Source organism: Undibacterium sp. Ji22W, from assembly GCF_049340305.1.
Taxonomy (GTDB): Bacteria; Pseudomonadota; Gammaproteobacteria; order Burkholderiales; family Burkholderiaceae_D; genus Undibacterium.
Genome location: NZ_JBMPOU010000001.1, coordinates 1467570 through 1488818, shown reverse-complemented (window position 1 = coordinate 1488818; position 21249 = coordinate 1467570). Strand labels below are relative to the sequence as shown.

19 protein-coding genes are annotated in these 21249 nt (G+C 44.6%); 14 read left to right on the top strand and 5 right to left on the bottom strand.

From position 1 onward, the window contains the following. Nucleotides 1-12 precede the first annotated feature (12 nt). A complete protein-coding gene (rpoD, locus tag ACO0KW_RS06390; protein ID WP_423051999.1) occupies nt 13-2133 on the bottom strand; it encodes an RNA polymerase sigma factor RpoD in 2121 nt (706 codons plus the stop codon). A gap of 1228 nt (nt 2134-3361) precedes the next feature. Between rpoD and serS the strand changes: the two genes are divergently transcribed. Continuing rightward, entirely contained in the window at nt 3362-4657 is a 1296-nt protein-coding gene (gene serS, locus ACO0KW_RS06385) for a serine--tRNA ligase (RefSeq protein ID WP_423051725.1), read from the top strand. A gap of 102 nt (nt 4658-4759) precedes the next feature. Here serS and ACO0KW_RS06380 read toward each other — a convergent pair whose 3' ends face one another. Continuing rightward, nucleotides 4760-6004: a nitronate monooxygenase gene (locus ACO0KW_RS06380; protein ID WP_423051723.1), complete on the bottom strand. Its 1245-nt coding sequence runs from the start codon at nt 6002-6004 to the stop codon at nt 4760-4762. Between the two features lie 449 nt (nt 6005-6453). On the opposite strand from ACO0KW_RS06380, the gene ACO0KW_RS06375 reads away from it, so the two are divergent. The 5 genes from ACO0KW_RS06375 (at nt 6454) to ACO0KW_RS06355 (ending at nt 10174) form a co-directional block, all read left to right on the top strand. Further along, complete coding sequence (locus ACO0KW_RS06375) at nt 6454-6936, top strand: FKBP-type peptidyl-prolyl cis-trans isomerase (RefSeq protein WP_423051721.1); 483 nt, start codon at nt 6454-6456, stop codon at nt 6934-6936. Nucleotides 6937-7164: 228 nt separating this feature from the next. Next, nucleotides 7165-7443, top strand: coding sequence for a DnaJ domain-containing protein (locus tag ACO0KW_RS06370; RefSeq protein WP_423051719.1), 279 nt, complete (start codon nt 7165-7167; stop codon nt 7441-7443). Next, nucleotides 7440-8039, top strand: coding sequence for a hypothetical protein (locus ACO0KW_RS06365; RefSeq protein WP_423051717.1), 600 nt, complete (start codon nt 7440-7442; stop codon nt 8037-8039). The genes ACO0KW_RS06370 and ACO0KW_RS06365 overlap by 4 nt, the downstream gene beginning before the upstream one ends. A 92-nt stretch (nt 8040-8131) precedes the next feature. Next, complete coding sequence (locus tag ACO0KW_RS06360) at nt 8132-8905, top strand: hypothetical protein (RefSeq protein WP_423051715.1); 774 nt, start codon at nt 8132-8134, stop codon at nt 8903-8905. A 15-nt stretch (nt 8906-8920) separates the two neighbouring features. Next, on the top strand, nt 8921-10174 hold the full coding sequence (locus tag ACO0KW_RS06355) for a hypothetical protein (RefSeq protein ID WP_423051713.1): 1254 nt from the start codon (nt 8921-8923) through the stop codon (nt 10172-10174). 128 nt (nt 10175-10302) lie between these two features. On the opposite strand, the gene ACO0KW_RS06350 is transcribed toward ACO0KW_RS06355, so the two are convergent. The 3 genes from ACO0KW_RS06350 to ACO0KW_RS06340 all read right to left on the bottom strand — a co-directional run bounded on the left by ACO0KW_RS06350 (nt 10303) and on the right by ACO0KW_RS06340 (nt 14438). Next, nucleotides 10303-12447, bottom strand: a complete 2145-nt coding sequence (locus tag ACO0KW_RS06350) for a hypothetical protein (RefSeq protein ID WP_423051711.1) — start codon at nt 12445-12447, stop codon at nt 10303-10305. A 546-nt stretch (nt 12448-12993) separates the two neighbouring features. Next, nucleotides 12994-13743, bottom strand: coding sequence for an SAM-dependent methyltransferase (locus tag ACO0KW_RS06345; RefSeq protein WP_423051709.1), 750 nt, complete (start codon nt 13741-13743; stop codon nt 12994-12996). A 74-nt stretch (nt 13744-13817) separates the two neighbouring features. Beyond that, nucleotides 13818-14438 carry a Maf family nucleotide pyrophosphatase gene (locus ACO0KW_RS06340; protein WP_423051707.1) on the bottom strand — a complete coding sequence of 207 codons (621 nt, stop codon included), beginning with the start codon at nt 14436-14438 and terminating at the stop codon, nt 13818-13820. Nucleotides 14439-14583: 145 nt separating this feature from the next. Here ACO0KW_RS06340 and ACO0KW_RS06335 point away from each other — a divergent pair, with 145 nt between their 5' ends. From ACO0KW_RS06335 to fabF, 8 genes are all read left to right on the top strand, one after another. Next, complete coding sequence (locus ACO0KW_RS06335; RefSeq protein WP_423051705.1) at nt 14584-15117, top strand: YceD family protein; 534 nt, start codon at nt 14584-14586, stop codon at nt 15115-15117. Nucleotides 15118-15266: 149 nt separating this feature from the next. Then, nucleotides 15267-15449 carry a 50S ribosomal protein L32 gene (gene rpmF / locus ACO0KW_RS06330; RefSeq protein WP_212678171.1) on the top strand — a complete coding sequence of 61 codons (183 nt, stop codon included), beginning with the start codon at nt 15267-15269 and terminating at the stop codon, nt 15447-15449. A 196-nt stretch (nt 15450-15645) separates the two neighbouring features. Further along, nucleotides 15646-16713: a phosphate acyltransferase PlsX gene (gene plsX, locus ACO0KW_RS06325; protein ID WP_423051703.1), complete on the top strand. Its 1068-nt coding sequence runs from the start codon at nt 15646-15648 to the stop codon at nt 16711-16713. A 15-nt stretch (nt 16714-16728) separates the two neighbouring features. Next, on the top strand, nt 16729-17715 hold the full coding sequence (locus ACO0KW_RS06320; protein WP_423051701.1) for a beta-ketoacyl-ACP synthase III: 987 nt from the start codon (nt 16729-16731) through the stop codon (nt 17713-17715). A gap of 50 nt (nt 17716-17765) precedes the next feature. Continuing rightward, nucleotides 17766-18710 carry an ACP S-malonyltransferase gene (fabD, locus tag ACO0KW_RS06315; protein WP_423051699.1) on the top strand — a complete coding sequence of 315 codons (945 nt, stop codon included), beginning with the start codon at nt 17766-17768 and terminating at the stop codon, nt 18708-18710. A gap of 104 nt (nt 18711-18814) precedes the next feature. Next, a complete protein-coding gene (gene fabG / locus ACO0KW_RS06310; protein WP_423051697.1) occupies nt 18815-19567 on the top strand; it encodes a 3-oxoacyl-ACP reductase FabG in 753 nt (250 codons plus the stop codon). A 131-nt stretch (nt 19568-19698) separates the two neighbouring features. Then, complete coding sequence (gene acpP, locus ACO0KW_RS06305) at nt 19699-19938, top strand: acyl carrier protein (RefSeq protein WP_186889650.1); 240 nt, start codon at nt 19699-19701, stop codon at nt 19936-19938. A gap of 37 nt (nt 19939-19975) precedes the next feature. Beyond that, complete coding sequence (fabF, locus tag ACO0KW_RS06300; RefSeq protein WP_423051695.1) at nt 19976-21217, top strand: beta-ketoacyl-ACP synthase II; 1242 nt, start codon at nt 19976-19978, stop codon at nt 21215-21217. The last annotated feature ends 32 nt before the right edge of the window (nt 21218-21249 follow it).

The following is a 21249-nucleotide window of genomic DNA, read 5'->3' as shown; positions in this document are numbered from 1 at the left end:
GAATTAGCTGTATTAACTGTTTTCGAGCAAGCTCTTTAATTGTTCCAAACGTGACGGGTGACGTAATTTTTTCATCGCCTTGGCTTCGATTTGACGAATCCGCTCACGTGTTACGTCAAATTGGTTGCCGACTTCTTCTAGCGTATGGTCGCTTGCCATTTCTAAACCAAAACGCATACGCAAAACTTTCGCTTCACGTGGACTCAAAGCATCTAAAATTTCTTTTAACTTGCCTTGTACCGACGCCTGCATTGCTGCTTGCATTGGCGATAAAGTGATGTTGTCTTCGATGAAATCGCCTAATTGTGAGTCACCATCGTCACCGATAGGTACATCGAGTGATACTGGTTCTTTCGCGATTTTTAAAATTTCACGGACTTTGATTTCTGGCAAGTCCATTTTCTCTGCAATCATCGCTGGATCAGGCTCAGTACCATTTTGTTGCAGGCATTGACGCTTAATCCGATTGAGTTTGTTGATAGTTTCTATCATGTGCACCGGCACGCGAATCGTGCGTGCCTGATCGGCGATCGCGCGTGAAATCGCCTGGCGTATCCACCAAGTTGCGTAAGTCGAAAATTTGTAGCCGCGACGATACTCAAACTTATCGACAGCCTTAAGCAATCCAATATTGCCTTCTTGAATTAGATCTAAGAACTGCATCCCGCGATTAATGTACTTCTTCGCGATCGAGATTACCAAACGCAAGTTGGCTTCCGTCATCGCTGCTTTTGCATCACGCGTGCGTTTTTCTGCCGAGATCATTTTTTTATGAATCGCACGTAAATCTGTCAGCGGAACTTTGGCGGTTTGCTCTAGGACGATAAGGCGGCCTTGCAGTTCACGTGCTGCATGAATATGACGTTTAAGGACCGCGCCATAGGCCTCACGTGATTCCACTTCTTGATCTAACCAATCACGATTAGTCGCATTTTTCATGAAATGATTGATAAAGTAGGCACGTGGCATGCCACAGCGATCTACCAATAATTCCAGCATGCGCTTTTCGGTCTGACGTAATTCCGTCATTTGTTTGCGCAAAATATCGCACCATTTCTCTGTCGTCTTAACGCTGAAACGGATGCTTTCCATTTCTTTTGCGACATTTTCTTGTGCGTCTTGATAACTTGGTGACTGATACGCATTTTTCTCAATTTGCGCAAACATATCATCAAAGCTAGTTTTGATGGAGGCAAATTTTTCTAAGGCCGTGGCCTTCATTTGCGCCAATTGTTCTGCACTTAAGGTGTTACTGCTTTCTGCGGCACCACCTTCATCATCATCGTCTTCGTCTTCGTCATCTTCCGCGCTTACCAAGATGGCCGGTGCAGGAATATCTAAGCTATCAGGAACATGGAAGCCATCGATGATGTCATCAATAATGACGTCATCGGATTTGACTTTCTCCGCTGTGATCAAAACCTCTTGAATGACGGATGGGCAAGCTGAAATCGCTTGTAACATATCTTTTAAACCAGATTCGATACGTTTGGCGATTTCAATTTCGCCACTACGCGTCAATAATTCTGCACCACCCATTTCACGCATATACATACGGACGGGATCGGTAGTACGGCCAAAGTCAGAATCAACGGTAGACAAAGCGACTGCAGCCGTTGCTTCGGCATCGTCGTCACTGACGGATGTCGCCACATTGTCGGACAACAGTAACATCGTTGCATCAGGGGCTTGTTCGTATACGGCGATGCCGACATCATTTAAGGTGCTGATGATGCCTTGGATCATTTCTGGATCATCCACATTTTCCGGTAAATGATCGTTGATTTCCGCGTGCGTCAAATAGCTGCGATCTTTACCAAGTTGAATCAACTTAGTTAAGCGCTGACGGTATTCTTCTAATTGCTCTTTGCTCGCCGTGCTGGTGCTGACTTTGCCTGATTTAACACGGGCAGCACGTTTCAATTCCGCCGATTCCAAAGCATTAAATGCATGAATTTCTTCGTTATATATCTGCGGAGAAGATGGTTTTCGGCCGCGACGCGCAGCTTCCTTCACAGTCGGAAACGCGTATGCAGAAGTATCAACTTCGGCACTGCTGCTGGTGACGTTACTGACAATAGGCGTTTTTGCGACGCGCGCTTTCGCTACTGTTTTTTCTGGAGCGCTCGCTATCGTGTTTGCTATGTTTGCGCTTGTTGCAGAAGCTACAGGCACGTCAGCGGCTTCGTTTGTCGCAGTTTCGACCAGCTTGGCGATGATTTTCTTTTTCTTGACTTTGATCACTGGCGCTGGGCCGGTTGGCACATTCGATAACATATTGTCGTATTCGTTATCATTCTCGGTAGACGCTTCGATCTCGGGCTGTGCGTTTGGCTCGATTATGGTTGCAGCGACGGCTGACGAACCAATTTCCGTGGTTCTGTCTTCTCGATTGGTATCAGTGACTGTATCCATGTCGAGGTCTACCGTGCCAAGTTCTGCGCTTTCGCCAGTAGTTACATCTGTAGCGCCTGTGCTGGTGATATCGGTGTTGCTAACCACCGCTAAGCGCGAACGTCGTTTAGTAACGACCGTGACGGATTGGACCTGGGTCTTAATGACATCTCCAGAATCGAGTTCTGGCGAATCTGTCAGTACCGGCAAAGCAAAAGTTCGTGTTTCTGCCTGAACTGCCGGAACCTTCACTTTTGAAATGGAGAGAGGTTTGCCTAATTTGAGTGTCTTAGAAGCTGGAGCGACAGTCGTAGTGCTATTGTGCGATTCGGATGGTGTTAAGCTGTTTTTCATGTAACAAATCAAGTGCGACAACAAATGCCAATCAAATTTGGATGGCAACAACAAAAGCAAAAGTATGATTCCTGGCAAGTACAGTGTTCGAATCGAGTAACAAACTTTGAACGAATTTCAAAGTATTTCTAGGCTCAATAGACACTCACTGAATCAATTAAATAAAAAACCCGCGATTGCGGGCGAGAGTATTAAATTGATTTTTTTGCGTATTTTTATGCGAGGTCGGGATTATCCACGGCTTACCTGTTCTTGACAAGTATTACTGACATTTAGTTTGAAGAGTTTCGTCTAAATTTTATACAGCTTTCACAGATGTATTGAAAAAAACGCAATGAACAATAAGGTGCTTAGTATTTTTTTGAATTTTCTGCAGCTTATTTTTGGTTTCTTGTGATCTCCATTTGTCTATATTGTGCTCGCTTCGACGATTCAAAATGAAATCATAGAGGAAATGCATGAGCCTTGTTACAATACGCGTTTCGTTTGTGCTGCCGTAACTTCTGACCCACAATATTTTAACTTGTCGTGTGAGGCGCGGAAGGATGAGATTGATTCATCTGGACAGGGCGCAGAAGTTCGATTCACATTTCACCACTTTCTTTTTTAGATCATGATTGATATTCAACTACTCCGTAAAGACATCGATGCCGTCGCCGCGCGTTTAGCAACGCGTAAATTTGTGTTAGATGTATCGACTTTTACTACTTGGGAAAATGAGCGTAAGCAGATTCAAATGCGTACTGAAGAATTGCAAGGGAAGCGTAATTCTTTGTCCAAGCAAGTTGGCATGTTAAAGGGCAAAGGCGAAGATGCTTCTGCAGTAATGGCGGAAGTCGCTGCAATTGCCGATGAGCTCAAATCTTCTGAAGTCCGCTTGGGTGAAGTACAAGCAGCCTTAAGTAATTTCATGTTGACGATTCCTAACTTGCCAGATGAGTCTGTGCCAGTCGGAACAGATGAAACGGGCAACGTGATTGTCCGCACCTTTGGTGCTGCACCGGTTTTTTCGTTTGCAGTAAAAGATCATGTTGATGTCGGTGCGAATCTGGGTTTGGAATTTGATGTGGCCGTTAAATTAACTGGTTCACGCTTTGCGGTGTTGAAGGGCGGCATCGCCCGTTTGCATCGCGCGTTAGCACAGTTCATGTTGGACACACAAACCATGGAGAATGGTTACACAGAACATTACACGCCTTACATGGTGAACGCAGATTCTATGCGTGGTACCGGTCAATTACCGAAATTTGAAGAAGATCTATTTGCGGTAAAAAAAGGTGGTCAAGATGGTGAAGGTGAATCTTTGTATTTGATTCCTACAGCAGAAGTCACTTTGACAAATACAGTTCGTGATGAAATTCTTCCTTTGGAAAGTTTGCCACTGAAGATGACTGCGCATACACCATGCTTCCGCTCGGAAGCGGGAAGTTATGGTCGCGACACGCGCGGCATGATACGTCAGCATCAGTTCGATAAAGTGGAGTTGGTGCAGATCGCACATCCAGAACAGTCATTTGAAGCCTTGGAACAGATGGTTGGTCATGCTGAAATGATTTTGCAAAAACTCGGTTTGGCATATCGTGTGATGAGCCTGTGTACTGGCGATATGGGTTTTGGGGCGGCGAAAACTTATGATTTGGAAGTCTGGTTGCCTGCACAAAATACTTATCGCGAAATTTCTTCTATTTCCAATATGGGCGCATTCCAAGCACGTCGTATGCAAGCGCGTTTCCGTAATGCCCAAGGTAAGACGGAATTTGTACATACTTTGAATGGTTCCGCATTAGCCGTTGGTAGAACGCTGGTAGCGGTGCTAGAGAACTATCAGCAGGAAGATGGCAGTGTAATCGTGCCCGAGGCTTTGCGGCCGTATATGGGCGGTATTGAGCGATTGCTGCCGAAGGCCTAAGGGCTAAGAAATAGAAAGCTTGAAATAAAAAACCCATCATCTCGATGGGTTTTTTTTGATCCGACAAGTGGCACAATTGGCCGAGTTTGCTGCTTTAGTCGTCTATGTTGGCATTGCGACTTCGTTATTGACACTAAATTGGTAGTCATGGAAGACGTGTTCGGCAGTCAATAATTCATAGCTACCATCAGGCAATTGGCGAGTCGTATCTTTCAATCGATACGTCGTCTGACCGCAAGTCCAGCATTTGAAGTTGCGCATATGAGTGCACAAACAAGTTTTGTCCATGACTTTAAAATCTTTGTTGTCAGGATTTGCTTCTACTTCGCGGTTATAGGCTTCGATGTAAGAGCAATTGCCATTGCCATCCAAAAGGTAACCGTAAGCTTCGCAGCCAGGTCGAATATTGGAACCGATCGCAGGCGTGTTGTTCAACATGCGCATCGGGTAGCCAGTCGGGGAAATCGTATTTACGATGATTTGCTCTTCTTGCGCTTTAAAATATTCTTGTTTCACGTCGTCAGGCAAGCCGCATTCTTTCGTCACAGTGAAGCGGGTAGCAACTTGCACGCCTCCCGCGCCGGCTTCTAAATAAGAAACAGCATCGCTGCCAGTGAAAATGCCTCCCGCTGCGATCACAGGAATTGCCAGATTTTCATCCTTCAAATATTGGATAACTTCAGCAACGATGGTGTGCAAATCGTATTTTGCCCAATCCAAACCAAATCCTAAGTGTCCACCTGCTAACGGACCTTCAACAATGATGTAATCGGGTAAGCGATTAAGTTTGGCATTTTTGCGCAAGAATAATTGCAGGGCACGTACCGAAGAGACAATAATTCCCAACTTCGCATCGCGGAAGCGCGGATGATCTTCCATTAGACCAAAAGAGCCTAAATGCAAACCGGCGCTTAAGGTGATTCCATCAATCCCGGCATCGAGAGCCGAGGCGAGGCGTACACGTAAAGTGTCGCGTGGGCCGTTCATCGTCAATTTTTCCATGCAGTTGACGAATATCATCCCGTCACCTTGCTTGGCTTCCATCGTGCGGCCTATATGTAATTTAGTCGCTTCTGCCAATAAATCTAAATCAAACTTGATATCTGTTTTGTCAGAGTTATTGATGTTGTATTTGTAGAGTTTGGTTTTATCTTTGATGAAACTTGTATCGAAACGACGATCAGAAACATCATGAACCAAGGCGTCGGAAATGTGACCAATACCATTTAAACGTGCTGCAACTAAAGCTAATTCTGCGGTTGAAATATCCACACCCATGCCGCCAATCATAATTGGGACAAGTTCATGTTTGCCTAGGCGCAGGCGAAAATCATCTACACGTTTCATTATTTTCCTTGGACAACTTGGTATTTAAATTATGTCGCGGCGCATTTATTATTCTTGAGCTTACTATGTGCGCACTGTCTGGTCATTATGCAATTTTGTGCAGTTTCATTAGTATCAGAAATCTTGGTTGAAATTCTTAACTAGAATTCGATTTCTAATCATGCTTTTTACTTATCGATAATTTGGAACTGCTCGAAATGGCACGGCACTGCAAAATTTCTACAGGCGCAATTCTACCCTAGGTGCTCTTTTTTGGGCTTGTCATGATTGAAAAACCCAAGATTAATAGGGTTTTCTGCGATTTTCTTTAATGCAGATCAGTTTTGCTGCTTAATTTTTGCTAGATAAGAGCGGCGCACGCTCTGTTACAATGCATACTTTGGTGAAATTGCATTTGACAGTGCGCAACCATATCTTTCACCCGTTTATTATTTTTCAATTTATTTTCTATGCAAATTTCTCAAGATTCCGTAGTCACTTTAAACTACACCATGTTTGATGAACAAGGCAATATCATCGACAAAAATCATGATCCTATCGTGTATTTGCATGGTGATTATGATAATATTTTGCCAGCAGTTGAAGCTGCTTTAGATGGTCAGGAAGCAGGTAAAACTATTTCCGTGACGATGGAAGCAGAAGATGCATTTGGTGAGGTTGATCCAAGTCTGGTACATGAAGAAGACGTAGGGTTATTTCCGCCGGATCTGGAAGTTGGCATGATGTTTGAAACGCGAGATCCCGAGACTGGAGAAGCGGCGCAATTTCGTGTGACAGCGATTGATGCAGGTTTGGTGACTGTTGATGGCAATCATCCTTTGGCAGGTATGAAGCTGCGATTTGACGCGGAAATATTATCGGTTCGTACTGCCACGGAAGAAGAAATCGCACATGGACATGTGCATGGTGAACACGGGCACCAACACGATTAATGAATAAGTATGCTTCATTTCGCACAGGCATAATGTGCGTGAGATGGCACGGGTTGGGCTGATGCAGTAGGTCGAGAGAGTCGTCCAGTAACGATTATTGCCGACTCTCGTTTTTTTGGCTGAAAAACTCAATATCAATTTTTCTGTAGTTCAATTTGACAGCAGTGTTTGTTTGGGTGAAGAACACGATCTGTTATTCGAGTGACTTTCATTGTGGGTATACAAGACATGAAAGACTATTACTTTATTCTGGGCGTGGCGACCAATGCGTCGTTGGCCGATATCAAAAAAGCTTATCGCGTCAAAGCGGCAGAATTCCATCCTGACCGCAATAGTTCGGAATTGGCTCCGGTAAAATTTCATGCCGTAAAAGAAGCTTATGACGTGCTTTCAGATGAGGCTGCACGCGCTTCCTACGATGAGAACCGTCGTCGCAATTTGTTAGAGTCGCCACTAGAAACTGCGACCGAAATTTGGAAAAATTATTTGTCAGGAGTATTGCAGTGAAATTCTCACGTTATTTTCAAGAGTTAATGTTGGCCTACAAGGCGGAGTTAGATGATTTGCGTTCGGATTCGGAAGGCAAAGACGTCATGCGTCATCGTCTAAAAGAAAAGCGTGAACAGTTGAGCTTTTTATTGCCGATGATGGCGAGCAATCCTGAAATGTTGGCGCCTGCATTTCATGATGCGTTTTTGTTCATGAATCCCTTGAGCTTCGAAGCATTGGCGTCGAAAGAAGCGAATAAATTACCAAACTGGAAAAGTTTATCGGGTGCGGTGAAGTTAGAGCCGTGGGCTGAAAAAATGGCGCAGATGGTTTTAGCCGAGGAAGCTGGCGATGCATTCATGGTGACGGCCGCATGTTTGGAATACCTGAGTCGTAGTCATCATACGCGCGCTTCTGCAGCGAGTAGTAATGAGGATGAGGCTGAATCCGACGAGCATGATCAAGATGGTGATGCAGACCTGCATGAAAACGGCGATCTAGATGGCAATTATGGACGCCATGGCCGCGACGATGGTGACGATGGCGATGATATGGATCTAGAAGAGGCGGGTGCAGATTGGCTGGCTGAGCAAGGTTTCGATCGCAAGGACTGAGGTCATTTTATGATTCAGGCCCAGTTAATTTCTATTTGAATTGTAATTCACATGGAATTTCGGCATACAAATTAAGACAGAAGGAATGAAAAATGAATCTCCCAGCTCTGGTAGAAGCACAACATTTAATTCAGGTCGGTGACATCGCCGGCGCGGAACATGCTTTGGCAACGCTCGCTGAAACCGAGGGTGACCAAGCTCTGGTTGCTGCCTTAGATGAATTTCCAGCCAAAGATTTATTGGCGATTATTCGCGAGTACGATGCATCCAAAGAGTCGTTAGTGAATTTACTCGTGACTCCGGAACAATTCGCACAAGCTGTTGTTTTGGAAAAACGTTATGCTGATCTTACGCATGAACAACTGCGCGGCATGATTAATTCTGTGATTTTCCGAGAAGGCGCGGATGCGGCCGAGTTTCTGTATGAAATTGCAGAAGTGGAGGGCGGTTATGATGCAATCGCCGATTATTTGCAAGATCGTACCCAAATGGTGGAACATTTCTATCGTTATGCGACTTTTGATTTGTATGAGTATGGCGACGACAATAAAACCCAGGCAATAGACGATGACCTTCTAAGCCTGACACGTGATACAGAAACGCGTGCTTCTGCCATTGATAGAGCTAGCGTGGAAGATCATGATTGGATGGAAGTCACGTATTTGTTACGTTACGAATTGCCAGAAATTTTCCGTGAAGTGCTGATGAAATTGCGTGCCCGCTATCAAGTGTATTTACGTAATCTGCAGAACGATGAATTTGCTGAAACAGTCGCTAGCGAAGAAAGTGAAGATGAAGACGTTGGTGCACCGAAGAAAAATAATGATGACGGTGATGATGACAATGATGAAGAATCTGCCTTGTAAGAGATAGATCAAATTATGTCTGAAACATTGCAAGCAATCGCACTTTACGACGACCGACCGTTTTTTGAAACGGCTCTGCGTCATGGATTGCGTTTTGCCATCATTACGCGAACTAAAGTTGATGCAATTGAAGCCGAAGCACCCAAAGGTCTGGTGCAAATTGCCGATACTTTTGGCAGTAAATACTTGCGCCCCGAGATAGAAACGGCACGCAAGCGTATTGTGAATCTCGCAAGCCTATATTTGTTAGAGACGTCCCAAGGTGATTTAGATATCGCTGCAAAATTAATTCGTGATAATACGTTTTTGAGTTTGTCGCGTGGTGGATCTGGTTTGCTCAAAGCGTTGCATGCTTTACCTGAATATGCATTGTTGGGGCGCGAGAGAAAAGCACCGATAGAAGAATTTCTTGAGGTTTGGTCTTTGAAGGAAAAGCCGCAAGAGTATCGAAATTTATTGGAGCACAGAAAAAACAATGCCTTAGAAATTGAAGCTGGTTTGTGGTTTGGTCGTAGCATGGACTTGACTCAGACAGAATTGCAAGAAGAGGATGTTGAGGCAAGTGCGGTTGTCCGTACAGCGATATTGAAGCGCTTGGTGAATGAAGGCGATGCTCCGATAGAAAATCAAATTGAATTTGCGATGATCCTCGAAGCACTGCGTACACAATCGAAATCTAAAACCAAGGGCAAAAAGAGCGTTATTTTCGATGTTGACAAAGCAAACGCTTTAATGATTTCGGACGACATTCCAGCAAAATTTCATGAGATGAGTTTGCAAATTCTTGATGAGATTTTGAAGCGTGATTTACCGCTGATTTTAGATGCCAAGAATTCTTTGGACCGCTTAGTCTTTGAATTGAAAGAACGCTATTTTATTTGCGCGCATGAAATCGAAGATACTTCTGATTACGATGCTCTAGTGTCGAAGGAGTGGTCTAAACTTACCAAGGGCAAGACCGATATTGATTCTTTACTGACCTTGTTTTTATGTATTGCAATGGATGTGCCTGCAAAGACGAGTTTGCCTGAGAAGTCAGCAAAATCTATCGTGAAAAAGATACGCGATCAGGGGTTGGATGGCGAGAAGGCTGTAGCGTGGATTAAGGCGACTGCGCCACACGAAAAACAAGAAGGTTTACTGGAAGACTGGCAAGAATTTGTGGGGGAGGCGCTAACGTATTTGCTCGATGATTGGGATACCAATTACAGCGGTGCTTTACGATTCTTGCAGGAAAATTGCCACATCGAAAAAGCGGCAAAAAAATAAACTATGGGTCGGAGTTGATAGTCGTTGATAGCTCTTGATCTTGGGATCAAATCCACAAAGAAACTGCCGCCAACATGCAATATGTTGGCGGCAGTTTTACTTCAGGTAACTCAATTAAAAGATCTAACTTACCATGCTGCCTGCAAGGTGTATTTGCCGTTGGTTGCGCCAGTTCCGCCAGCATAGTAGATCACTTTTGCATAAACAATTTTTGCAGTGGTGCCGGTATTGACATTGCTAATTGTGTCAGTTGCGCCTGTGCCATTGGTGCTGGAAGAAATTTTCGTGCCGGTGCTGCTATACAGTTCCAGATCATAGTCAGAAGTGGCGTTAGGTTTCATTGTCAGTGCTAATGTTTTTCCTGCTGGAATACTGACCTTAAAATAATCCACATCTGTTTTTGCACTCATCGTGGCATTGACCAATGTATTCGCAGTAGCGATATTATTGGCCGTTGCGGTGGTGTTATTGCTTTCTGTCTCACTGATCGTCGTGCCAGGTGGGACGGATGTTGATAGGATATTTTGTGCTTCAAACTTTGCTTTAAAAGTATTCGCGTAAGTAAGATCGGATGGGAATAAGGTAGTTGCTGCATTGACGATCGCGGCGGCCATGGCAGGCATCTTAATGTTAGAACCTAAACCAAAATGCGCTTCCAAGATGATTTTGTCGACGTTATCTCGAGGTTTGCCAGCGGCGACCAGTGAAACAAGTGATTGAAACAGGGGAGTAGACCACAATTCATCAGATTGGAAGGTGGCAGTACCTTCTGTGACGGATTGATGTGCACCGTAGGTTTTGCTGCTATTGTATTTTGCGTCAGTACGGTTGAGCATACGACCAGCCCAGCATGCGCCATGACCATCCCAGCTAAATGCCCATTCTGGATGATAGGTTTTTCCATTTGGTGTACTGTATGAATAAGACGCAGCCCAGTAATCGCCGAATCCTTCGCCCATGCCACCAGTATCTCCGCCGCTCCAGCCAGAATTGATATTGGCTTGAATGCCGTGACCATATTCATGCAAGATCACATCAGCGTCTTCAGAATCATTCACGCAGCCGTGACCAAAAGCCAAATAATCGTTGGTGCCACCACTGTAGTGGGAGTTGTCATCGCCATTCACGCCATCAGTATCAACATTCAACGGACGATTGATGATTGATTTTGTTCCAATGAATCCTAAAGTCTGGATGTAGCGTTGGTTTTGGTCAATATGAAAATAAACATTCGTGTCATCAAAAGCATTGTTGCCACGCTTTGCCGTCCACACACCATTTGCAGTCGTGCTCGGTGCGGTATTTGGTGCTTCGATATTCTTAATATTGATGTAAGGGCCAGATAAATTGTATATGCCGCTGCTCACCGTTAAATCCCGCAAAGTCTTTGTGCTGTATGCGGCGTCAAATGCACTGGCAGCTGAAGTGTCAGTCAAGGCGTCAGTATTGAGTACTGTGCGTGGATCAGGGTCAAATACCAAACCAGAACCATTGATGCCTGAAGCAATCGTGGCACCGACGGCGGTATTGTTGGCGGCGTTTGTGCTAGATGGTGCAATTCCTTTTGCGCTCAATTCTAGCAATGCATGTTGCAAGTTGATGCTTTGCCCTGCAAGTAGGCTACGGTTGCCTAATTGACGGTCAGAGTTTTTTCCCACACGCGGTAACGATGTGGAGTAGGAGTCTAATAGTTCCCCATTTTGCGCGTTGATATATTGTACGAAGCCACCAGTCGGCATTTGTGCTGCGATATTTACTTTATGTGCCAGTTGCACGCCATCTTTTGTTGGAACCCAAACCATTTGATTTGAGGGATTCGCAACCAAAGGATGCTGAACTTTCATATTGCCCCAAGCTCTGTTTAAAGCATCACTGGCGGAAATCTTTTTCTGTACGAATAATTGATTGATCGCATTTGTCTCCATCTTCTCGGAGATGTGCTTGGTTTCGTTGAAGATCTTCAGCAACTCGCCATTTTTCCCTATGGAAACGATAATTTCAGCGCGATCCACAGGCAAACCTCGCAACATTTGTTGATAGTAATAATGCTTGCCGAGCAATGAATCTTGGACTTTAGTCAGCACCAAATTGCTGAGATTTGCTGGTAAACCGAATTCTGCTGCATTTTGACGTAAAACATCGCTCGCTGACGTGGCTTTTAGACCGCTGAAAAATGTGATGTTGTCATTGGTGATTTTGTCGGCTGCACTTGCACTTTGTACAAAGGCTAGCGCTAAGAGTGAAGCGAGAATGTTACGGGTTGGATGTTGCATTATTTATCTCCCTAAAATAATTTTATGTAAGTTTGATTGCGCTCCGACAGGCTCTTGTTGACCTTGTTTTTCGGATAACGCCTAAGCAGTATAGGGGCATTTTTTGTCTGAAAATAGCCGTCACAAACAACGATAAACAACACAATTGCATACATTTTGACGTTACTTTGATTCAAAGTGACGAAAACATTTCCGTCTTGGAAATGTTTTTGAGGAGTTTTATTTTGACATCTATTTTCCTTTTCCGCGAAATGCTCTGTGCCAATTCGCGAAAGTCTGAAATGATTAGTGATACTGTATTTGCCTGAGAACGAGGTTCAAAATCCAATTTTGCCATTTGTCTGGCAAAATAATGGGTTTAGCTTGAACGGTGCGCTGAATATTGTGATGAGTTTGTCGTCAGGATGTAAAAGCGTCGGGCCGGAGGAATTGTGAGCAGTTGTTTTTGTGGATGTGTGAAAATTAGCTCGAATAACGGAATATCGCCTACTGCTGATAAGATCCTGTTATCCAAGCTGTTCTGTTTTATGCGTAAAACCTTGTGTGTCACGCCAGATACAAAAAGACCGTCGGCTTTTTGTGAAAATTCGGGGCAGCATTCGCTCGTATTTTCTTATTCCATTCAGCGGCAGTCTTAGTTTGAATTGATTCTGTTTCTAGAGTTAGATCCGTCGCAACACAAATTAATGTTGATGGAGCACATGTACTGGCAAGCGCCTCTAACATGGCGCTATTGCGATAGGGTGTTTCGATTAGGAGCTGTGTTTGTTTTTCTTTGCGGGATCGATCTTCCAGTTCTTTTATGCGTTTCGTGCGTGCATTTGCATCCGTTGGTAAATAGCCGTGAAAAGCAAAACTTTGCCCATTTAAGCCGCTACCCATTAAAGCAAGTAATAGGGAAGAAGGGCCAACTAAAGGGCATACTTTGATATGCTGCTGATGCGCCAGTCGCACCAGATTTGCGCCTGGGTCTGCCACTGCTGGTACGCCAGCCTCTGAGATCAATCCAACATCGTGGCCGTCAATCAATGGCTGAAGTAAGGCTTGTAATGCAGCATCCGGAGTGTTGACATTTAGTTCTGCTATCTGTAGTTCTTGCATCGGCTTTGTTAGGGGATGGTATTGATTCAAAGTCTTTAAATATGCGCGCGTTGTTTTGGCATTTTCAGCGACAAAATAATGTAGTTGGGCGCTCATCGCTTGTACAGTTTCTGGGATGATATGCGCCAAAACATTGCCTTTTGTCGATTCTGATTGGCCGAGTGTATTCGGAATTAAATAGAGAGTGCCGCTCATGGAGGTCCTTATTTATAATTGGTCTATATGATGATCAGATTGTGAATGTGAGTTGCGCGAAGCTTATAGAGGCGCTAAGCAAAAAATTTGACATCAAGATTGCGTAACATGCTACATAAAGTAATCAATGGCAGACCAGTTAGTGCGGTCGGGTCATCATTTTGTATTGATTCTAGAAGCGCTATGCCGAGGCCCTCATTTTTCGCACTACCTGCACAATCATACGGTTTTTCAATGTGAAGATAGGCGTCCAGTTCTGCATCAATTAAATCGCGGAAACGAACTATCGTTTGGCAATTTTGAATTTGAATGGCGTGATTTTTATGTTGCGATGAGTTGCTGAGTACGCAGAGTGCTGTATGGAAAATAACTGTTTTTCCTCGCATCATTTGTAGCTGTTGCAAGGCTCGGACATGGTTGCCAGGCTTTCCAATTTGCAGCCCCTCCAAGGTCGCAACTTGATCTGAGCCGATAATAATCGCATCAGGGTGAATTTGTGAGATGGCTTCTGCCTTTTCTATTGCCAGTCGCATCGCAGTTTGTTCTGGCCGCTCTGTCAGTTTGGGGCTTTCATCGATATCCGGACTAACCGCCAGAAATGGCAAGCCCAAACGGGCGAATAATTCTTTGCGATAGGTAGAGCTGGTGGCGAGTATGATTTGAGGGATTGATGTATTTGCTAATTTTTTCGGCATTGTGAAGTTCTTTTTCGTATTAAACGGCCATTTTTGTGAAGTTTGAAGAAAAATTTGACGTTCCTTTATGTCTAAATGCGCTAAGGCTTTGACTATCAAGGTGTAATCCTGTTATTATCGCAGGTTTTCTGGGTCTAGAAATCCTATGCAAGCATTTGTCATCGACGCTTTTACGTTTTGTCAGCACCGTGAACAACGTGAAGGTAGTACGAAAATTGCCGAATTTCCGCGTTTATCCGTGGAGTGCGCAAATGGTGATGGTGTATTGAACTGGTCTTTGCAAGGCGGTGTAAATCAATTGGGTTTTCCTCAACTGACACTGACTGTTAATGGACAGCTTCAATTGATGTGCCAGCGTTGCTTAACGTCTTACGATTTCGCAATAGATTCACAAGTAGAATTAATTCTCGCCAAAGACGATGATCATGCCGACGAAATTGAAAGCATGCTCGAAGATGACGAGATTGATGTAGTAGTAGGCAGCAAAGCATTCAACGTCATGGATTTGATCGAGGATGAAGCGTTGCTGGCAATACCCCAATCGCCCAAACATGCAGTATGCCCTGATGTAGTTGGTTCATTCAATCAATCAGAGGCAGCGAACGATGTAAATGCGGTAGATACAGCGAGCACTAGTACTAAAGTGTCTCCATTCGCTGTGCTGAAGAAGTTGCAATGAAAAGTAAGTGGGCGTACCTAGTGGCATTATTCTGAAAAAAACACTCAGGTCGAAGTATTGTTAGGGATTCTTGAGCGGCAAAAAAGATTTGATTGTCGATTCAAGTGTGTTAAATTTTAGAAACATTTTTTGAAGTATTAGGAGTTATCATGGCCGTTCAGCAAAACAAAAAATCACCTTCCAAGCGTGGTATGCACCGTTCACACGATTTTCTGACTGCACCGCAGTTGGGTATCGAGCCAACAACAGGTGAAACACATATGCGTCACCACATTAGCCCAAATGGCTTTTATCGTGGTCGTAAAGTATTGAAAACTAAGAACGACGAGTAATCTGTTCTTAGCGATAAAGCGGCGTTGCGAGTCTCGTACTTGACGCCGCTTTTTTTTATTCAAAAAATGTTCAAAACCAGCTTTTGTTTTTGTTCATTGATTCTTTCATTTTTCACCAACGAACTTAAATCGGATGATTCTTTGCGTCATTCTTGATAAGATAGTCCTCTTAGGGTGAAAAAATAGTAACAAATACATGACAATAAAAATTTCAATTGATTGTATGGGCGGAGATTTTGGTCCATCAGTCACTGTGGCGGCAGCAGTTTCATTTGCGAACCGCGAGCCCGATGTTGAATTTGTTTTGGTGGGGCAGGAAGCTGTCCTGCAGACAGAGTTAAAGAAATTGGGCGCGCAAAGTCATCCACGATTATCGATCGTGCATGCGAGTGAAATGGTAGAGATGGATGACCCCATCGAGATTGCCTTGCGCAGAAAAAAAGATTCCTCCATGCGTGTTGCACTAAATCAAGTGAAAGAAGGGCTGGCGCAAGCTTGTGTTTCGGCTGGTAATACCGGCGCCTTGATGGCGGTGTCTCGCTATGTTCTCAAAACTATGCCGGGTGTTGATCGCCCAGCGATTTGTAGCATACTGCCGAATCAGAAAAAGCTCCCAACTTACATGCTTGATCTTGGTGCGAATGTCGATTGCGAACCTTTGCATTTGCATCAATTTGCGATTATGGGCTCGGCTTTGGTGGCGGCGCTCGAAAATAAACCGCGCCCGACAGTTGGTCTGCTCAATGTCGGCGAGGAAGATATTAAGGGTAATGATGTAGTGAAACGCACTGCGCAGTTGTTACGTGCGGATCATGAGCGTGGTCTCTTAAATTTTTACGGTAACGTTGAAGGTAATGATATTTTCAAGGGTACTACTGATATTGTGGTGTGTGACGGATTTGTGGGTAACGTCACCTTGAAAGCAGTCGAAGGCTTGGGGCGCTTCGTTAAAACAACAATGACGGATGCGTTTAAGAGTAATCCGCTGAATATGCTGGGAGCACTGATCGCACGCGGTGCTTTGAAGCATATTTCAAAAACCATGAATCCATCAAATTACAATGGCGGTAGCTTATTGGGCTTACGCGGCATCGTTATTAAAAGTCATGGTGGCGCTGATAAATATAGTTATGAATGGGCAATACAACGTGCATTCGATGCAGTAAAAAATGATGTGCTTGCGCGCATCACAACATCCTTGGCGGAATTAATGCCAGTGCCCGTAGAGGCAAGTACAGATAGTTCCGGTTTGACTGAACAATAATACAGATAAAGACGCATGACTTTCTATAGCAAAATTATAGGCACAGGAAGCTACCTGCCACCGAGAAAAGTAACAAATCACGAACTAGCAGAACAATTAGCTGCAAAGGGAATTGAAACTTCCGATGAATGGATCGTGTCGCGTAGTGGGATTTCCGCCCGCCATTACGCCGAGCCGAACGTCACGTCCAGTGATATGGCAGTTGAGGCTGCGAAGCGTGCGCTTGAAGCGGCTGGTTTGCAAGCGAACGATATCGATTTAATTATTCTAGCTACCTCTACGCCCGATTTTTTTGGCGGTTTTCCAAGTACTGCTTGTGTCGTACAAAATAAGTTGGGTATCACCAACGGCGCTGCGGCAGTTGATGTTCAAGCGGTGTGTAGTGGGTTTATTTATGCGATGGCAATGGCCGACAGCATGATCAAGTCCGGCTCGCATAAGAAAGCGCTGATTATTGGTGCTGAAGTTTTCTCGCGCATTCTCAATTTTGAGGATCGTACGACCTGTGTTCTGTTCGGTGATGGCGCTGGTGCGATCGTCATGGAAAGATCAGATGAGCCCGGTGTTTTGGCCACAAAATTGCATGCGGACGGAAGTTACGGGCATATCTTATGCGTACCTGGAAGCGTCAATGCTGGTGTGATTGCTGGCAGCGCGTTTCTGTATATGGATGGTCAGGCAGTCTTCAAATTAGCAGTCAATGTGCTGGAAAAAGTTGCTAATGAAGCCTTGGAAATCGCGGGCATGGATGCGAGTCAAATTGACTGGTTAATTCCGCATCAGGCTAATATTCGTATCATGCAAAGTACCGCAAAAAAATTAAAATTGCCTTTGGATAAAGTAGTTGTGACAGTGGATCAGCACGGTAATACGTCTGCAGCTTCTATTCCGTTAGCTTTGGATGCAGCTGTGCGTGATGGCCGTGTCAAGAAAGGTCAGATTGTGATGCTAGAAGGTGTTGGTGGCGGCTTCACATGGGGCGCTGCACTGGTCAAGATGTAATCTTGATAGCTTTGTTGTTTTCATTTAAAAATATGTAGAGTAAAAATATTATGACGCAATTTGCATTTGTATTTCCAGGTCAGGGTTCACAAGCAATTGGGATGTTAAATGGCTTTGCTGGTAACCCCGTTGTTCAAGACACGATTGCAGAAGCTTCTGATGCTTTGCAAATGGATTTGGGGAAATTGATTTCCGAAGGTCCTAAGGAAGATTTGGATTTAACGACGAATACGCAGCCAGTGATGTTGACAGCAGCGGTCGCCACTTATCGTGCTTGGATTGCGGCTGGAGGTAAGCAGCCTGCTATCGTCGCAGGCCACAGCTTGGGTGAATATTCAGCATTGGTTGCAGCTGGCGTGGTCGCTTTCAAAGATGCGGTGCCGCTAGTGCGTTTTCGTGCGCAGGCTATGCAGAATGCAGTGCCAGTTGGCCAAGGTGGCATGGCTGCAATTCTAGGTTTGAGTGATTCGGATGTGATTGCTGCATGCGTAGAAGCTGCAGCGGCAACTTCTGAGGTGGTTGAGGCCGTCAATTTCAATGCGCCTGCTCAGGTTGTGATCGCTGGAAGCAAAGCTGCTGTTGAGCGTGCATGTGAACTGGCGAAAGCAAAGGGGGCGAAACGTGCATTGTCATTGCCGGTTTCAGCGCCTTTCCATTCTTCTTTATTAAAACCCGCTTCAGACCAATTGCGTGAGTATTTGACCAATGTGTCATTCTCCGCTCCTGCGATTGCATTGATTAATAATGTTGATGTTGCGATTGTTACTGATCCAGCCTTGATAAAGGATGCGCTTGTGCGTCAAGCAGCAAGTCCTGTGCGTTGGGTTGAAACGGTGCATGCGATTGCGGCGTCTGGTATTACGCAATTGATCGAATGTGGCCCGGGTAAGGTGCTGGCAGGTTTGACTAAGCGTATCAATAGCGAATTGATCGGTGACGCGATCTATGATCAAGAGACGCTGGAGAAGGTATTGGCTTCCTTAGACTCGAATTAAATTTTAATTAATTGTGGGTTGTGGTCAAGCAAGTAATTAAATTTATTAAATAAAAAATTGTGACAGGCGCATTGCCGCCGAGTCTGACAAGATAGTGAGGGAATATGACGCAACAATTGGCAAATCAAGTGGCTTTGGTAACGGGGGCTTCTCGTGGAATTGGAAAAGCAATTGCGCTCGCTTTGGCGCGAGCCGGTGCGAAAGTGGTTGGTACCGCCACTTCTGAGTCTGGTGCGCAAGCCATTACAGCTTATCTGCAAGAAGTGAGTCCAGAGGCTGGCAAGGGTGTAGCATTTAATGTCAACGATGTTGAGCGTTGTAGCTCTTTGGTTGATGAAATTCAGAAAGAATTCGGTTCCTTGTCTATATTAGTTAATAATGCTGGCATTACTCAAGATCAATTGGCTATGCGCATGAAAGAGGATGATTGGGATAGTGTTATTTCCACCAACCTGAATTCTGTTGCGCGTTTATCTCGCGCCGTTTTGCGTGGCATGATGAAGGCTAAACATGGCCGTATTATTAATATTACGTCTGTCGTTGGTTCTTCTGGTAATCCTGGGCAGATGAATTATGCTGCAGCTAAAGCAGGTGTGGCTGGGATGAGTCGCGCGTTGGCTCTCGAAATTGGCAGTCGTAATATTACGGTCAACTGCATTGCGCCGGGATTTATTGATACGGATATGACCAAGGCGTTAACCGATGATCAAAAGAATGCAATTTTGTCACAAATCCCTATGGGTAAATTAGGTCAGCCAGAAGATATTGCCGCCGCAACTGTCTTTTTGGCATCGCCTGGTGCTGGTTATGTCACGGGAACAACGATTCATGTGAATGGTGGCATGTATTTGTGTTAATATAGTTGTTGTAAATTGAGCGAATTTCGCTGAAATTGAGCGGAGTTGGCGATGCGGCATCTAAAAATGCTCTTTTCGCGCGCAAACCTGATAAAATGCGCGCACTTTCTGTAACCACTAATGGAGACCACATGTCTGATATCGAACAACGCGTTAGAAAAATCGTCGCTGAACAATTAGGCGTCGCTGAAGCTGACATCAAAATTGAATCTTCCTTTGTAGATGATTTGGGTGCAGACTCACTCGACACAGTTGAGTTGGTCATGGCTTTGGAAGATGAGTTCGAAATGGAAATCCCTGACGAACAAGCAGAAAAAATCACGACTGTTAAACAAGCAATCGACTACGCAACTGCGCACGTCAAAGCTTAATTCTGTCGGATTGCTTTATTAATTCCAGGAGAGACGCTTGAGCCTTACGAGTAAACGTCGAGTTGTAATTACTGGCCTTGGTTGTGTGTCTCCTGTCGGCAATAATATCGCTGATACGTGGGCAGCCATCCTCGCTGGTAAGTCTGGCATTGCAACAATCACTAAATTTGATGCGACGCCATTCACCACCCACTTCGCTGGGGAAGTGAAGGGCTTCAATATTGAAGATTATATTCCAGCAAAAGAGGCGCGCAATATGGATACTTTTATCCATTTTGGTATCGCCGCTGGTGTGCAGGCTTTTCAAGATAGTGGCATTATCGTCACCGAAGAAAATGCTGAGCGTATTGGTGTGATTGTTGGTTCTGGTATTGGTGGCTTGCCATTGATCGAGGAAACTAAAGAAGTGTTAATTGCGCGTGGACCACGTCGCATAACACCTTTCTTTGTGCCAGCTTCTATCATTAATATGATCTCAGGTAATTTGTCGATCAAATATGGATTGAAAGGTCCTAATCTGGCGATTGTTACTGCCTGTACGACTGGCTTGCATTGCATAGGTAACGCTGCACGTATGATCGAATACGGTGACGCGGATGTGATGATTGCCGGTGGTGCGGAATCAACGATTTCTCCTTTGGGCTTGGGTGGTTTTGCATCTGCCCGTGCTTTATCTTCCCGCAATGATGATCCATCGACGGCTTCACGCCCCTGGGATAAAGACCGTGATGGTTTTGTTCTGGGCGAAGGCGCTGGTGTCATGGTATTGGAAGAATACGAGCATGCAAAAGCACGTGGCGCTAAGATCTATGCAGAAGTGTTAGGTTTTGGTATGAGCGGTGATGCTTACCATATCACGACGCCTACTGTTGATGGTCCGCGTCGTAGTATGGTTAATGCATTAAAAAATGCCGGATTAAATACGGAGCAAATCAGCTACTTGAATGCGCATGGTACGTCTACACCTTTGGGTGATAAGAATGAAACCGACGCGATCAAAGCAGCATTCGGTGATCATGCCTACAAGATGACGATCAATTCGACTAAGTCGATGACCGGTCATTTGTTGGGTGGTGCTGGTGGTTTGGAATCTGTTTTATCTGTTTTAGCTGTTTATAATCAAGTTTCACCACCAACGATCAATATCATTAATCAAGATCCAGAATGTGATCTCGATTATTGTGCAAACACTGCGCGCGATATGAATATTCAGTATGCGATGAAAAATTCATTTGGTTTTGGCGGTACAAACGGAACGCTGATTTTTGCTAAGGCTTAAATTTCAAGATTGAAAAAATCTTGGTTTTAAAC